We start from the raw sequence: 15465 nt of genomic DNA, 5'->3' as shown, positions 1-15465 counted from the left end.
TCGCCCGAAAGCGTTTAAAAGAAGGTCTGTACCAGCAGATAACTCGCCGCGCAAGCACAGCTCACGCCAATTATCCCCGGCAGGATAAAGCTGTGGTTGATAATAAATTTGCCGATACGGGTTGTCCCTGAACGGTCAAACCCGATGCAGGCCAAATCGCTTGGGTAGGTAGGCAGAACAAAATAGCCATACGACGCCGGGAAGAAAGCGATCAGCATTTTCGGATCGATACCCAGCATTAACCCCATCGGCGCCACGGCCGTCAACGCTGCCGCCTGGCTGTTCACCAGTTTAGAGACCAGGAAAAGCACGATGGCGTAGGTCCACGGATGGCTTTTCACGACCCCTTCCAGCGCCAGTTTTAGCTCGTCGAGATGCGCCTGGAAAAAGGTATCACTCATCCACGCGACGCCGAACACCGAGAAAATCGCCACCATTCCGGCTTTAAAGACCGCGCCGTTAGAAATGGTCGCTGCATTGACCTTGCAGGTGACCAGCATCACCGCACCCGCAATGAGCATCATCATCTGAATGACAAGGTTCATCGACAGCGCCGTCATTTTGCCTTTCACCTCAAACGCCGGACGCAGTTCAGGCAATGCCCCGAGCAGCACCACCACCGCGATCCCGGCGAAGAAAATCCACGTTGACCAGTAGGCCTGTTTCGGAAAACGTTGGTTCATCAACGTCTCGGTTCCGCCGTAGATAAACTCGCGCTGTTTTGGATCTTTCAGCTTTTCCTGGAATTCCATGTCATCGGCTAAATCTTTCCCGCGGCGTAAACTCCACAGGGCGGCAATGGTCACACCGAACAGCGAGGCGGGAACCGACACGGCGAGAATTTCAAGGATCCCCCACGCGTGTCCAATGCCATGCTGGGCGGCCAGAATGGAAATCAGCGACACCACGGCAACGGAGACCGGGGAGGCGGTGATCGCCATTTGCGATGCCACCGACGCCACGGCCATCGGACGTTCCGGGCGGATCCCTTTTTTCAGGGCGATATCGGCAATAATCGGGAACATGGTGTACACCACATGGCCGGTACCGCAGAGAAAGGTCAGCATCCAGGTGGTAAAGGGGGCGAGGAGGGTGATGTGCTGAGGATGCTTGCGCAGCAGGCGCTCGGCAAATTGCATCATCACATTCAGCCCGCCTGCCGTCTGCAGGGTGGCCGCACACCCGATCACAGCGAGGATGGTCAGCATCACATCAACCGGCGGTTTACCGGGCTGCAGACCAAAGATAAACGTCAAAATAAACAGACCGATACCGCTTATCAGCCCCAGTCCCATCCCGCCAAAACGCGTGCCTGTCAGCAGGCACAGGAGGATGACAATAAACTCAATGGTGATCATGATGCTCCCTCGTCATTAATTATGTAATTAAATAAATCATTACATGTTGTAGGGATAATCATTGAGAGCGAGATCTGATTTGTTAAATCTTTTAAAAAGCAGGAGGTTGGCTGTGAAAAAGAGGCCCACTCCCGAACGGGAGCAGGCGAAAAGCTTAGTGGTGCTGTACTGTTACCAGATCGAGCAGGTGACGGTCGGTCTGTTCCGGGCATAACCCGGACTGTTGCGCGTTGCGGAGCTCATCCGCCAGTGCTTTAAGCAAAATGCCGTCCTGCTGCTGCTCTTTGTCCATATCGCGCAGGAACTGCAGTGTTGCGCTGTCATGCTGAGCCCTGGCTTCATCCGCCAGTTTATTCAGCGTGGCGCAGCGTTGCTCATACTCTTCAAGCGTTTTCCTGAATAACTCCTCCAGCGAGGAGTAGTGCCCATTAATTGCATCCGGGGCTTTGACGATAGGATTTGCCCCTGCGCCTTTCAAAAAGTTAAAGACGCGCATCATATGGGTGACGTTACTTTGTGCCTGGGTACGAAAAAAAGTGGCGGTACCGTTGAGACGGTTCTCAGAACACCACTCGCTCAAATGGAGGTGCAGATTCGACGCATAGAACTCCAGGTTCATCTGCGCATTGAGTTTTTGCATCATCGTTTGGGTAGTCATACCAATATCCTTATAGACTGTTAGTGTGATGTCCGTAACAAAACCTGAACGGGCAGGTTAAGACGAGTAAGTGGCAGAAAAGCATTTCTGCAGTGACAAAAGTCGACCGAATAATCACTTCCTGTGTTCGATATAAATAAGCATACCCCTGCCCGGTGTTTAAGAAAACTCTTAATTGGTGCGTTTTACCATACATTACAAAATTTAATATAGTACAAAAATAACAACATGTTGTTATAAAATAAGATTTATCTAATGCCTTGAAATTACTGGTTTTTACCTATTTTAATATCGATTTTTACCCACTGGGAATAGTGAGTCGGAATAATACTCTGAGAAAGATTTAATTCAGGATTAACTATTTCAAATATATGATGCGCCGACTAAATTGCGCTAAATCAATTTTCGCAGAATAACGCCATAAAATATATTTTGCGGCAACGCCAGTGCTACACAGTTCCTGATGATGGTAACGCCGTACCGCGATCGCGCCCGGAGCGCGGGGGTTTGGGTATCAGGGATTTCTTAGCTGATCTTATGGATAATTCTGCTTATCTCGGTTTCATTTGTCCGACAAATACTGCCGTTTTTATGTCATTTTTCGCTGAATTTATGTACGCAATTACTGTAATTCTGCGGTGTGATGGCGCTCTCTTATGGATGATTAATTTCCCGCTAAAACTATCACCAGCACTAACGCTTATGACGAGGTAAGCGCTAATGCCTTGTTTTAATTCCGATTAAATAAGAAGTACGCAAATATTCCCTACAGAAAAGAACGCTAATGCTGGAGTTTACCATGCACAAATTTACTAAAGCGCTGGCGGCCATCGGTCTGGCTGCCGTTATGTCACAATCCGCTATCGCTGAGAATTTAAAACTCGGTTTTTTGGTAAAACAGCCGGAAGAACCCTGGTTCCAGACCGAATGGAAATTCGCCGATAAGGCCGGGAAAGATTTAGGATTTGAAGTCATTAAAATCGCCGTGCCTGACGGTGAAAAAACGCTGAACGCTATCGACAGCCTGGCGGCCAGCGGGGCGAAAGGGTTCGTTATCTGTACGCCGGATCCCAAACTGGGCTCTGCGATTGCAGCCAAAGCGCGCGGTTACGACATGAAGGTCATTGCGGTTGACGATCAGTTCGTCAACGCCAAGGGCAAACCGATGGACAGCGTGCCGCTGGTGATGATGGCGGCCACCAAAATTGGCGAACGTCAGGGCCAGGAACTCTATAAAGAGATGCAGAAACGCGGCTGGGATGTGAAAGATACCGCCGTGATGGCCATCACCGCCGACGAGCTGGATACCGCCCGCCGTCGTACCACCGGGTCAATGGACGCGCTGAAAGCGGCCGGCTTCCCGGAAAAACAGATCTATAAAGTGCCGACAAAATCCAACGACATTCCGGGGGCCTTCGACGCCGCCAACTCCATGCTAGTTCAACATCCAGAGGTGAAGCACTGGCTGGTGGTCGGCATGAACGATAACACCGTCCTGGGCGGTGTACGCGCAACGGAAGGTCAGGGCTTCAAAGCGCCTGATGTGATCGGTATCGGCATCAACGGCGTTGACGCGGTGAGTGAGCTCTCTAAAGCGCAGGCGACGGGCTTCTACGGCTCACTGCTGCCAAGCCCGGACGTACACGGCTATAAATCCAGCGAAATGCTCTACAACTGGGTCACCAAAGGGGTGGAACCGCCGAAGTTTACTGAAGTGACCGACGTGGTGCTGATCACCCGCGACAACTTCAAAGAGGAGCTAGCGAAAAAAGGACTGGGCGGTAAGTAATACGCGGTGATTGTGCCCCTCGCGAACCGCGAGGGGCCAGACGTACACACTACAGGAATCACGGAGACGTTATGCGACAGTCTGATCCGTATCTCTCTTTTCGCGGTATCGGGAAAACCTTCCCCGGTGTTAACGCGCTGACCGATATCAGCTTCGACTGCTATGCCGGTCAGGTTCACGCCCTGATGGGCGAAAACGGCGCCGGAAAATCCACGCTGTTGAAAATCCTCAGCGGCAACTACACGCCAACCACCGGCACGCTGGCCATTCGCGGCCAAGAGGTGGCGTTTGCTGATACCACCGCTGCGCTCAACGCCGGGGTGGCCATCATCTATCAGGAACTGCATTTGATCCCTGAGATGACGGTGGCGGAAAACATCTATTTAGGCCAGCTCCCGCACAAAAGCGGCGTGGTAAACCGGTCGCTACTTAATTACGAAGCGGGGCTGCAGCTGAAACATCTGGGTCTGGATGTCGATCCCCAGACACCTCTGAAGTATCTCTCCATCGGCCAGTGGCAGATGGTTGAAATTGCCAAGGCGCTGGCGCGTAACGCCAGGATCATTGCCTTCGACGAACCGACAAGCTCGCTTTCCGCGCGTGAAATCGAAAACCTGTTCCGGGTGATCCGCGAGCTGCGTAAAGAAGGCCGCATTATTTTGTATGTTTCGCACCGTATGGAAGAGATTTTTGCCTTAAGCGATGCCATCACCGTCTTTAAAGATGGCCGCTACGTGCGCACCTTTACCGATATGGAGCAGGTCAATCATGACCAGCTCGTTCAGGCGATGGTTGGCCGCGAGCTGGGAGATATCTATCACTGGCAGCCACGCAAATACGGCCCTGAGCGCCTGAAGCTGGAAAACGTTAAAGCGCCGGGTGTGCGAACGCCGATCTCGCTCTCGGTGCGCAGCGGGGAGATTGTCGGGCTGTTTGGTCTGGTGGGCGCAGGGCGTAGCGAGTTAATGAAAGGCCTGTTTGGCGGTACGCGCATCACCGAAGGGCAGGTATCCATTGACGGGCAGCGGGTCGATATCCAAAAGCCCGCACATGCCATCCAGGCCGGGATGATGCTCTGCCCGGAAGACCGCAAAGCGGAGGGCATTATTCCGGTGCACTCGGTACGTGACAACATCAATATTTCCGCGCGGCGGAAGTTTATTCGCGCCGGTTGCCTGATCAACGACGGCTGGGAGGAGAGCAACGCCGACCACCATATCCGTTCGCTGAACATCAAAACCCCGGGCCCGGAACAGCTGATCATGAATCTCTCCGGCGGTAACCAGCAGAAGGCGATTTTAGGCCGCTGGTTGTCGGAGGATATGAAGGTCATTTTGCTGGATGAGCCAACGCGCGGCATCGATGTGGGGGCGAAACACGAAATTTATAACGTGATCTATGAGCTGGCAAAACGCGGTGTGGCGGTGTTGTTCGCCTCCAGCGATCTGCCTGAGGTACTCGGCGTGGCCGACCGCATTGTTGTGATGCGTGAGGGCGAAATCGCCGGTGAATTGCTTCATGAACAGGCGAATGAACAACAGGCGTTGAGTCTCGCCATGCCGAAAGTTAGCCAGGCTGTCGCCTGAGTAAGGAGTTAATGATGTCCTCTGTTACTACATCCGGAGCGCCGAAATCGAAATCGGCCTTCAGTTTTGGCCGCATCTGGGATCAGTACGGCATGCTGGTGGTCTTTGCCGCACTCTTTGTCGCCTGCGCGATCTTTGTGCCCAACTTTGCCACCTTCATTAATATGAAAGGACTGGGGCTGGCCATTTCCATGTCCGGCATGGTGGCCTGCGGGATGCTGTTCTGTCTGGCCTCGGGCGATTTCGACCTGTCAGTGGCCTCCGTCATTGCCTGCGCTGGCGTCACCACGGCGGTGGTGATCAACATGACCGAAAGCCTGTGGATTGGCGTGCTGGCGGGTCTGCTGCTGGGCGTTATCAGCGGTCTGGTTAACGGGTTTGTGATTGCCCGCCTGAAGATTAACGCCCTGATCACCACGCTTGCGACCATGCAGATTGTGCGCGGTCTGGCCTATATCATCTCCGACGGTAAAGCGGTGGGGATTGAAGACGAGCGCTTCTTCACCCTGGGCTATGCGAACTGGCTGGGGTTGCCTGCGCCAATCTGGCTGACGGTGGCCTGTCTGATCCTGTTCGGCTTCCTGCTTAACCGCACCACGTTTGGCCGAAATACCCTGGCGATCGGCGGTAATGAGGAAGCGGCGCGGCTGGCGGGTGTACCGGTGGTGCGCACCAAGATCATTATCTTTGTGCTCTCCGGTCTGGTCTCGGCGGCAGCGGGGATTATTCTGGCATCGCGCATGACCAGCGGCCAGCCTATGACCTCCATTGGATACGAGCTGATCGTCATTTCAGCCTGCGTGTTGGGCGGGGTTTCGCTGAAGGGCGGCATCGGAAAAATCTCATATGTGGTGGCCGGTATCCTCATTTTGGGGACGGTAGAGAACGCCATGAACCTGCTGAATATTTCGCCGTTCTCCCAGTATGTGGTTCGTGGCCTGATCCTGCTCGCAGCCGTGATTTTCGACCGTTACAAGCAAAAAGCGAAGCGTACCGTGTAACGTTCTTTCTGCCTTTTAATTGCTCAACTTATAACCTTAGTTGACGCCTGAACCGCCCCGCCAGTTCCGCTGGCGGGGCGGTTGTCAAATGGCGAGCGACGTCACACTGTCTATACTTACATGGCTATGAAAGAGGTAAAGGCGTTTACCTCTCGTAAACCGTAAGGAGGACCAGGGTGGCTGACTTGTTAACCGCACCGCCTGTACTGCCCGGACACTATGCTTTCTTTTTCGATCTCGACGGCACGCTCGCCGGGATAAAACCGCACCCCGACCAGGTGGTTATCCCGGAGGCGGTATTACAGGATTTGCATCAGCTCTCGCAAATGAATGAGGGAGCACTGGCATTGATATCAGGGCGCTCAATGGCCGAGCTGGATTTGCTCGCCAGTCCTTACCACTTTCCGCTGGCCGGTGTACACGGAGCGGAGCGCCGCGACATCCATGATCACACGCACATCGTTTCACTCCCCGATGCATTAATCGAAAAGCTGCAGGCGCAGCTCGCTGCTGCACTGGCTGAACTGCCGGGCACGGAGCTGGAAGCCAAAGGGATGGCCTTTGCCTTGCACTATCGCCAGGCACCGCAGCATGAAGAGGCCGTGCTTGCGCTCGCCGCCAGGGTCGCGCAGGCGCATCCTGAGCTGGCGCTGCAGCCGGGTAAATGCGTCGTGGAGCTTAAACCGAAAGGGATCAATAAAGGGGCTGCGATCGCCGCGTTTATGGCAACGCCGCCTTTCCAGGGCCGGACGCCCGTTTTTCTTGGGGATGACCTGACCGATGAGGCCGGGTTTCGTGTAGTGAATCAGGCCGGAGGGATCTCCGTGAAGGTTGGGCCTGGTGACACTGAAGCCGAATGGCGTCTGGCAAATGTGGCCAGCGTCTGGCAGTGGATATCTGACATCGCTAACCAGCAACAACAACAAATAGCGCAAAACAAAGGGGGAAACCATTATGGGTCGCTTAGTCGTCGTCTCTAACCGTATCGCACCGCCTGACGATAAAAAAGCCAGTGCAGGTGGACTGGCGGTGGGGGTATTAGGTGCCTTAAAAGCTGCTGGCGGGCTGTGGTTTGGCTGGAGTGGTGACATCAGTGAGGAAGAAAAACCACTTAAAAAGGTGACGCGCGGCAACATCACCTGGGCGTCATTCGCCCTGAAAGAGAAAGATTATGACGAGTACTACTCCCAGTTCTCGAATGCCGTGCTGTGGCCCGCGTTCCACTACCGTCTGGACCTGGTCAAATTCCAGCGAGAATCGTTTGAAGGCTACAGCCGCGTCAATGCGCTGCTGGCGGATAAACTGCTGCCTTTAATCGAGGAAGACGATATTTTATGGATCCACGATTATCATCTGCTTCCCTTCGCCCGCGAGCTGCGAAAACGCGGAGTCAACAACCGCATCGGCTTCTTCCTCCATATTCCGTTCCCGACACCGGAAATTTTTACCGCGCTGCCGCCACATGAAGAGCTGCTGGAAGCGCTGTGTGATTACGATTTGCTGGGCTTCCAGACTGAGAATGACCGCATTGCGTTCCTGGATTCGGTATCGGGCAAAACACGCCTGATGACGAAAGGGGGCAAAACGCATACGGCCTGGGGTAAAACGTTCCATACCGAAGTCTATCCGATTGGGATAGAACCGGATGAGATTGCTGAGCAGGCGTCTGGTCCGTTGCCGCCGAAGCTGGCGCAGCTTAAAAACGAGCTGAAACACGTGAAGAATATCTTCTCGGTGGAGCGTCTCGACTACTCCAAAGGGCTGCCGGAGCGCTTCCTGGCGTATGAAACGCTGCTGGATAAATATCCGCAGCACCACGGTAAAATCCGCTATACGCAGATTGCACCTACGTCGCGTGGAGAAGTGCAGGCCTATCAGGATATTCGTCATCAACTGGAGACGGAAGCAGGGCGCATCAACGGCCGCTACGGTCAGCTGGGCTGGACGCCGCTGTTTTATCTGAACCAACACTTTGACCGTAAGATCCTGATGAAGGTGTTCCGCTATGCTGACGTCGGCCTCGTAACACCGCTGCGCGACGGGATGAACCTGGTGGCAAAGGAGTATGTGGCGGCACAAGATCCGGCCGATCCGGGGGTGCTGGTGCTTTCTCAGTTTGCGGGAGCCGCGAACGAACTCACTTCAGCGCTCATCGTGAACCCTTACGACCGGGATGATGTGGCGAACGCGCTCAACCGTGCTCTGACGATGCCGCTGACGGAACGTATTTCCCGTCATGCGGAAATGATGGATACGATCCGCGAGAACGATATTAATCACTGGCAGGCACGTTTTATTCGCGATTTGCGTAATATTGAGCCGCAAAGCCATGAAGGCGTTCTGCAAAAAAAGATCGCGACTTTCCCTAAACTGGCGTGATATTCCTCTGGGGGTTTAACGACCCCCAAGAGGCACCAACAGCACATCAACCAGGCTTGAGGCGACTATCGATTTCGCCGCGCAGGCCGCCCGTGAAATAAAGCTTTGGTTATGATTACCGCATATCACTAAATCAATTTTCTCTTTGCGACATACGTCGAGAATATGCGCATTCAGTTCACCTGTCGCAATGACGGTCTGATAAATGGGATATTGCGCTTTCTCCACCAGCTCCTGCAGAAATTGCTGCGTTTCTTCCTGTAACACCTCACGAATATCTTCCAGCATGGGGGCTGCCAGTTGATTGTACATCTCGGGTTCGGCCGCAAGGGTAATTAAGCTGATGCGCGCATTATGCGGGCGGGCGATGGACACCGCCCGGGCAACGAGTTGGTGACTTTCCGGTGAAACTGCAACAGAAACAAGAAGATGGGAGTAACTCATCACGCACTCCTTAGCTGTCTGAAAAACCGCGTCTGTGTCAGCATTACCGCGAAATCAGCACTTCTGCAAGAGGTGAATACGACATTAGTGTGAAGCTTCTCATAATTATTCATTAATTATTCTTATAAGAAGAATAACGCCAAACCGCGTGCAAATGAAAAAAATTAACAACTTAACGTAAATCACACATTTTGATGCGCGTGATGTTAAATCGTTTTAAAGCGTTATAGACGCAATGTGAATGATCACGCTTTGAAACAAATTTTTCACCCCTCAAGCATAACTGTATGTTTTTCATAGGTAATGAAAATGTGGCCCTGAGATGTATAGCGTGTGAATTGTTGCGGTAGTCGCTATTGCTCAAAAAAGCAATCGCCATGCGCCTTCTGTTCGCACTTCTGCATGAGTATTCGTCCATAAAGAATATAAAATGGTCTTGATTGGTTAAAAAGTGAACAAATTACAAGTCTCACTGATGGATTTATGGATGATATTCACTTAAATTATGTGACATTGATCACATTTTTTTTAAATTTGAGGATGGCTGCATTGTATGTGTCAAAACTGACGAGTAGAGTTTGCGTCGAATTAGGAAAAATCTTAGTTATTTGTAAGAAATGATAAAACATGTAAGAAGCGCATCCGCGCTTCGTTGGTGCACGTTTTGCAGAATACAAACCTAAATTCAACTATGCATTTAGCCTTTTTTTTAAATACCGGGTGTTTTCCCGGCGACATCACGGGGTGCGGTCTTTCCGCATAAAAATAATAGTTGGTTATTCGGGATGGGAAAAATGCATACATCCGAGTTGCTAAAACATATCTATGACATCAACCTGTCATATTTACTGCTCGCGCAGCGATTGATTAGTCAGGACAAAGCGTCCGCGATGTTTCGTTTAGGTATTAACGAAGAGATGGCAACCATGCTGGGCGGGTTAACCCTGCCGCAAATGGTTAAACTGGCTGAAACGAATCAACTGGTTTGCCAGTTCCGCTTCGATAATCCTCAGACTATCACGCGGCTGACACAGGAATCTCGTGTGGACGATCTGCAACAGATCCATACCGGTATTCTTCTCTCCACCCGCTTGCTCAACGAAATCAGCCAGCCTGATGACGCAGCCCGTAAAAAAAGAGCGTAGAAATGAGCGAGAAAAGCATTGTTCAGGAAGCGCGTGACATACAGTTGGCCATGGAGCTGATTACACTGGGTGCTCGTTTACAAATGCTGGAAAGCGAAACTCAGTTGAGCCGTGGTCGTCTCATCAAACTGTACAAAGAGTTACGTGGTAGTCCCCCACCGAAAGGAATGTTGCCGTTTTCAACGGACTGGTTTATGACCTGGGAGCAGAACATTCACGCCTCCATGTTCTGTAATGCCTGGCAGTACCTTCTCAAAACCGGTTTGTGTAGCGGCGTCGATGCCGTGATCAAAGCGTATAAACTTTACCTTGAACAATGCCCACAGCAGGAAGAGGCTCCCCTGCTGGCGCTGACCCGCGCATGGACGCTGGTGCGTTTTGTTGAGAGCGGAATGCTTGAATTGTCGCGCTGCAACTGCTGCGATGGCAATTTCATTACCCATGCTCATCAGCCTGCAGGCAGCTTCGCCTGTAGTTTATGTCAGCCTCCATCCCGTGCAGTAAAAAGACGTAAACTTTCCCGGGATGCTGCCGATATTATTCCACAACTGCTGGATGAACAGATCGAACAAGCTGTTTAACCCGAACGTGTGGGAAAGATTCCAGCAGCGGTAAGCCATTACCGCTGCTTTTTTTTATCCTGGATTCGGTAAACGCTGCGAGCTGAACGTCCTTGCCATAGTCACTAGCGGAAGGATGATGTCGTGCTTATCTTATTAGGTTACCTGGTAGTTCTCGGTACAGTTTTCGGCGGTTACATGATGACCGGCGGGCACCTTGGAGCACTCTATCAACCGGCTGAACTTATTATCATCGGCGGCGCAGGGGTAGGGGCTTTTATCGTTGGTAACAACGGGAAATCGATCAAGGGGACGCTGAAAGCTATTCCATTGCTGTTCCGTCGCTCGAAATACACCAAAAGCATGTATATGGATCTGCTGGCTCTGCTCTATCGCCTGATGGCGAAGTCGCGCCAGCAGGGGATGTTCTCGCTGGAACGGGATATCGAAAACCCGAAAGAGAGCGAGATTTTTGCCAGCTACCCGCGCATCCTTGCCGATGCCATGATGCTGGATTTCATTGTCGATTACCTGCGCCTGATCATCAGCGGCAATATGAATACCTTCGAAATTGAAGCGCTGATGGACGAAGAGATCGAAACCCACGAGAGCGAATCCGAAGTGCCGGCCAACAGCCTGGCGCTGGTGGGGGACTCATTGCCGGCCTTCGGTATCGTGGCGGCGGTCATGGGGGTTGTTCACGCGCTGGCCTCGGCGGATCGCCCGGCGGCAGAGCTGGGGGCGCTGATTGCCCACGCCATGGTGGGAACCTTCCTCGGTATTTTGCTGGCGTATGGTTTTATCTCTCCGCTGGCCAGCGTTCTGCGTCAGAAGAGCGCGGAAACCACCAAAATGATGCAGTGCGTGAAGATTACGCTGCTCTCTAACCTCAACGGTTATGCGCCACCGATCGCGGTTGAGTTTGGCCGTAAAACGCTTTACTCCAGCGAGCGTCCGTCGTTTATCGAGCTTGAAGAACACGTGCGTGCGGTGAAAAACCCAAACCAACAGACGACAACTGAGGACGCATGAAAAACCAGTCCCATCCGATCGTCATCGTAAAAAAGCGCAAGCATAAGGGGCATGGGCACGGTGCGCATGGCTCCTGGAAAATTGCCTACGCCGATTTTATGACCGCAATGATGGCCTTCTTTCTGGTGATGTGGTTGATCTCGATCTCCAGCCCGAAAGAGCTGATTCAGATTGCGGAATACTTCCGTACGCCGCTGGCGACTGCGGTCTCTGGTGGGCCGCGTATCTCTAACAGTGACAGCCCGATCCCCGGCGGCGGCGATGATTACACTCAGAAGCAGGGTGAGGTGAAAAAAGAGCCGAACATCGACGAGCTGAAGAGAAAGATGGAGCAGGCGCGTCTGAAGAGACTGCGCGGCGATCTCGATCAGCTGATTGAAGCGGACCCGAAACTGCGCGCGCTGCGACCGCATCTGAAGATCGATCTGGTGCAGGAAGGGCTGCGTATCCAGATTATTGATAGCCAGAACCGCCCGATGTTCAAAACCGGTAGCGCCGAGGTTGAACCCTATATGCGCGATATTTTGCGCGCCATTGCGCCGGTGCTGAACGGTATTCCAAACCGCATTAGCCTGTCAGGCCACACGGATGACTTCCCGTACGCCACGGGCGAGAAGGGATACAGCAACTGGGAGCTTTCTGCCGATCGTGCCAACGCCTCGCGTCGCGAGCTGGTGGCGGGTGGGCTTGATGATGGCAAGGTACTGCGCGTGGTCGGCATGGCAGCAACCATGCGTGTCTCTGACCGCGGGCCGGATGACGCCATCAACCGTCGTATCAGTCTTTTAGTGCTGAACCAGCAGGCGGAGCAGGCCATCCTGCATGAAAACGCCGAAAGTCAGAATGAGTCACTGGACGATTTAAAACAGCCTGGGGCCGTTCCTTCGGCTGCCGTTCCAACATCGCCACCAGCCAATCCGAGGTGATAGCGTGAGCATGGATATTAGCGATTTTTACCAGACATTCTTTGATGAAGCCGACGAATTGTTGGCGGATATGGAGCAACATTTGCTGGATTTGGTGCCAGAAGCGCCAGACTCTGAGCAGCTCAATGCCATCTTCCGCGCTGCGCACTCCATTAAAGGCGGAGCCGGAACATTTGGATTTACCATCCTGCAGGAAACCACCCATTTAATGGAAAACCTGCTTGATGAAGCACGACGCGGTGAGATGCAGCTCAATACCGACATTATCAACCTGTTTTTGGAAACCAAAGATATTATGCAGGAACAGCTCGACGCCTATAAAAGTTCGGCAGAGCCTGATGCCGCCAGCTTTGAATACATCTGCAATGCGCTGCGCCAGCTTGCGCTGGAAGCAAAAGGTGAGGTTGCCGCAGCCGTTGTTCCTGCAGCCAAACTGAGCGTTGTTGATGCGCCAGCCGCTGAAGATGCAGCACCTGCCGCCGCTAAAGCGGGGAAACTGCGCGTTGTGCTGTCACGCCTGAAAGAGAACGAAGTCAACCTGCTGGAAGAGGAGCTGGGTAACCTGGCGACATTAAGCAACGTGGTAAAAGGCAAAGACAGCCTTGCTGCGACGCTCGATGACGGTATCAGCCAGGACGACATCGTGGCAGTGCTGTGCTTTGTTATCGAAGCCGATCAAATCGCCTTTGAAACGGAAGCGGTTGCCGTTGACGCGCCAGCTGCAGTGGAGGAGGTTGCCGCTGTGGCTCAGGCTGCTGCGCCCGCGGTCGCCCCTGCTGCCCCGGCGTTGAAAGCCGTTCCTAAAGAAGCTGCCGCCCCGGGCCGTGGTGAAAAACCGGCGGCGCGCTCCAGCGAATCGACCAGCATCCGCGTTGCCGTAGAGAAGGTTGACCAGCTGATCAACCTGGTCGGCGAGCTGGTGATTACCCAGTCAATGCTGGCCCAGCGTTCTAACGAACTGGACCCGGTCACGCACGGCGATCTGATTACCAGCATGGGGCAGTTACAGCGTAACGCCCGCGATCTGCAGGAATCGGTGATGTCCATCCGTATGATGCCGATGGAGTACGTCTTTAGCCGCTTCCCGCGTCTGGTGCGCGACCTGGCCGGTAAACTCAATAAGCAGATTGAACTGACGCTGATGGGTAGCTCCACCGAGCTGGATAAGAGCCTGATTGAACGCATTATCGATCCGTTAACGCACCTGGTGCGTAACAGCCTGGACCACGGTATCGAACTGCCGGAAAACCGTATTGCCGCCGGAAAGTCCCCGGTCGGTAACCTGATCCTGTCTGCGGAGCACCAGGGCGGGAACATCTGTATTGAAGTAACCGATGACGGCGCGGGCCTTAACCGCGAGCGTATCCTGGCGAAGGCGATTTCGCAGGGGATGGCGGTCAGCGAAAACATGACCGATGAAGAAGTGGGCATGCTGATCTTCGCCCCGGGTTTCTCAACCGCCGAGCAGGTAACGGATGTCTCCGGACGCGGCGTGGGAATGGACGTGGTGAAGCGTAACATTCAGGAAATGGGCGGCCACGTCGAAATCCAGTCTAAGCAAGGTTCTGGTACCACCATTCGTATTCTGCTGCCGCTGACGCTGGCGATCCTCGACGGTATGTCGGTGAAAGTGGCGGACGAAGTCTTCATTCTGCCGCTGAACGCGGTAATGGAATCACTGCAGCCACGTGAAGAAGATCTGCACCCACTGGCAGGTGGCGAGCGCGTGCTCGAAGTGCGCGGGGAATACCTGCCGCTGGTGGAACTGTGGAAAGTCTTCGAAGTCGACGGGGCGAAAACAGAGGCCACGCAGGGTATCGTCGTGATCCTGCAAAGTGCGGGTCGCCGCTACGCGCTTCTGGTTGACCAGTTGATTGGTCAGCACCAGGTGGTGGTGAAAAACCTCGAAAGCAACTACCGCAAAGTGCCGGGTATTTCTGCCGCCACCATTCTGGGTGATGGTAGCGTGGCGCTGATCGTCGACGTGTCGGCGCTTCAGGGATTAAATCGTGAACAACGTGTGGCGTACACAGCCGCCTGATTAAGTAAAGGGTAAGAACATGACCGGTATGAGTAATGTAACGAAACTGGCGGGCGAGCCATCAGGACAGGAGTTCCTGGTATTCACTTTAGGCGATGAGGAGTACGGCATCGATATCCTGAAAGTGCAGGAAATTCGTGGTTACGATCAGGTTACCCGCATCGCGAACACGCCAGCGTTTATTAAAGGCGTCACCAACCTGCGCGGCGTGATTGTGCCTATCGTTGACCTGCGCGTGAAGTTCAGCCAGGGCGATGTGGAGTATAACGATAACACCGTGGTGATTGTCCTCAATCTGGGGCAGCGCGTGGTCGGTATCGTGGTGGATGGCGTGTCTGACGTGCTTTCACTGACGTCTGACCAAATCCGTCCGGCGCCGGAGTTTGCGGTCACGCTGTCTACCGAGTACCTGACGGGGCTGGGTGCGCTGGGTGAGCGTATGTTGATTCTGGTGAACATCGAGAAGCTGTTGAACAGCGAAGAGATGGCATTGCTGGATATCGCGGCGAACCATGTAGCGTAGGTAAATGCAAAACGGCAATCCAG

The 15465-nt window shown here is 53.3% G+C and carries 14 protein-coding genes; 11 read left to right on the top strand and 3 right to left on the bottom strand.

The genetic code is table 11. From position 1 onward, the window contains the following. Positions 1 to 14 precede the first annotated feature (14 nt). Both EQV24_RS04860 and EQV24_RS04855 read right to left on the bottom strand, forming a co-directional pair. The gene (locus EQV24_RS04860) at positions 15 to 1358 is read right to left on the bottom strand and encodes an anaerobic C4-dicarboxylate transporter (RefSeq protein WP_013096042.1); all 1344 of its coding nucleotides are present in this window, start codon (positions 1356 to 1358) and stop codon (positions 15 to 17) included. A 154-nt stretch (positions 1359 to 1512) separates the two neighbouring features. Continuing rightward, positions 1513 to 2016: a non-heme ferritin-like protein gene (locus tag EQV24_RS04855; protein ID WP_020687625.1), complete on the bottom strand. Its 504-nt coding sequence runs from the start codon at positions 2014 to 2016 to the stop codon at positions 1513 to 1515. A 799-nt stretch (positions 2017 to 2815) separates the two neighbouring features. Here EQV24_RS04855 and araF point away from each other — a divergent pair. From araF to otsA, 5 genes are all read left to right on the top strand, one after another. Then, positions 2816 to 3805: an arabinose ABC transporter substrate-binding protein AraF gene (gene araF / locus EQV24_RS04850; protein WP_028027935.1), complete on the top strand. Its 990-nt coding sequence runs from the start codon at positions 2816 to 2818 to the stop codon at positions 3803 to 3805. Between the two features lie 71 nt (positions 3806 to 3876). Further along, on the top strand, positions 3877 to 5391 hold the full coding sequence (gene araG, locus EQV24_RS04845; RefSeq protein ID WP_130626257.1) for an L-arabinose ABC transporter ATP-binding protein AraG: 1515 nt from the start codon (positions 3877 to 3879) through the stop codon (positions 5389 to 5391). Positions 5392 to 5405: 14 nt separating this feature from the next. Then, a complete protein-coding gene (gene araH / locus EQV24_RS04840) occupies positions 5406 to 6392 on the top strand; it encodes an L-arabinose ABC transporter permease AraH (RefSeq protein WP_013096046.1) in 987 nt (328 codons plus the stop codon). A 176-nt stretch (positions 6393 to 6568) separates the two neighbouring features. Next, positions 6569 to 7372 (top strand): trehalose-phosphatase, encoded by an 804-nt coding sequence (otsB, locus tag EQV24_RS04835; protein WP_020687626.1) that lies wholly within the window; start codon positions 6569 to 6571, stop codon positions 7370 to 7372. After that, the gene (gene otsA, locus EQV24_RS04830) at positions 7347 to 8771 is read left to right on the top strand and encodes an alpha,alpha-trehalose-phosphate synthase (protein ID WP_013096048.1); all 1425 of its coding nucleotides are present in this window, start codon (positions 7347 to 7349) and stop codon (positions 8769 to 8771) included. The genes otsB and otsA overlap by 26 nt, the downstream gene beginning before the upstream one ends. Positions 8772 to 8786: 15 nt before the next feature. Here the strand turns inward: otsA and uspC are convergent, their stop codons facing one another. After that, complete coding sequence (gene uspC, locus EQV24_RS04825) at positions 8787 to 9215, bottom strand: universal stress protein UspC (RefSeq protein ID WP_029882593.1); 429 nt, start codon at positions 9213 to 9215, stop codon at positions 8787 to 8789. 794 nt (positions 9216 to 10009) lie between these two features. On the opposite strand from uspC, the gene flhD reads away from it, so the two are divergent. From flhD to cheW, 6 genes are all read left to right on the top strand, one after another. Next, positions 10010 to 10360 (top strand): flagellar transcriptional regulator FlhD, encoded by a 351-nt coding sequence (flhD, locus tag EQV24_RS04820; RefSeq protein WP_013096050.1) that lies wholly within the window; start codon positions 10010 to 10012, stop codon positions 10358 to 10360. 2 nt (positions 10361 to 10362) lie between these two features. Next, positions 10363 to 10941, top strand: coding sequence for a flagellar transcriptional regulator FlhC (gene flhC / locus EQV24_RS04815; protein ID WP_045903192.1), 579 nt, complete (start codon positions 10363 to 10365; stop codon positions 10939 to 10941). A 123-nt stretch (positions 10942 to 11064) separates the two neighbouring features. After that, complete coding sequence (gene motA / locus EQV24_RS04810; RefSeq protein WP_008500417.1) at positions 11065 to 11952, top strand: flagellar motor stator protein MotA; 888 nt, start codon at positions 11065 to 11067, stop codon at positions 11950 to 11952. Then, complete coding sequence (gene motB / locus EQV24_RS04805) at positions 11949 to 12878, top strand: flagellar motor protein MotB (RefSeq protein ID WP_038419941.1); 930 nt, start codon at positions 11949 to 11951, stop codon at positions 12876 to 12878. The genes motA and motB overlap by 4 nt, the downstream gene beginning before the upstream one ends. A gap of 4 nt (positions 12879 to 12882) precedes the next feature. Then, positions 12883 to 14919: a chemotaxis protein CheA gene (gene cheA, locus EQV24_RS04800; protein ID WP_028027937.1), complete on the top strand. Its 2037-nt coding sequence runs from the start codon at positions 12883 to 12885 to the stop codon at positions 14917 to 14919. Positions 14920 to 14938: 19 nt separating this feature from the next. Beyond that, the gene (cheW, locus tag EQV24_RS04795) at positions 14939 to 15442 is read left to right on the top strand and encodes a chemotaxis protein CheW (protein WP_013096054.1); all 504 of its coding nucleotides are present in this window, start codon (positions 14939 to 14941) and stop codon (positions 15440 to 15442) included. Positions 15443 to 15465: the final 23 nt, after the last annotated feature.

It is taken from the genome of Enterobacter sp. A8 (assembly GCF_004296595.1).
In the GTDB taxonomy this organism is placed as follows: domain Bacteria; phylum Pseudomonadota; class Gammaproteobacteria; order Enterobacterales; family Enterobacteriaceae; genus Enterobacter; species Enterobacter cloacae.
Note: the sequence above shows the minus strand (reverse complement) of the source record. Positions and strands in the feature narration are given on the sequence as shown.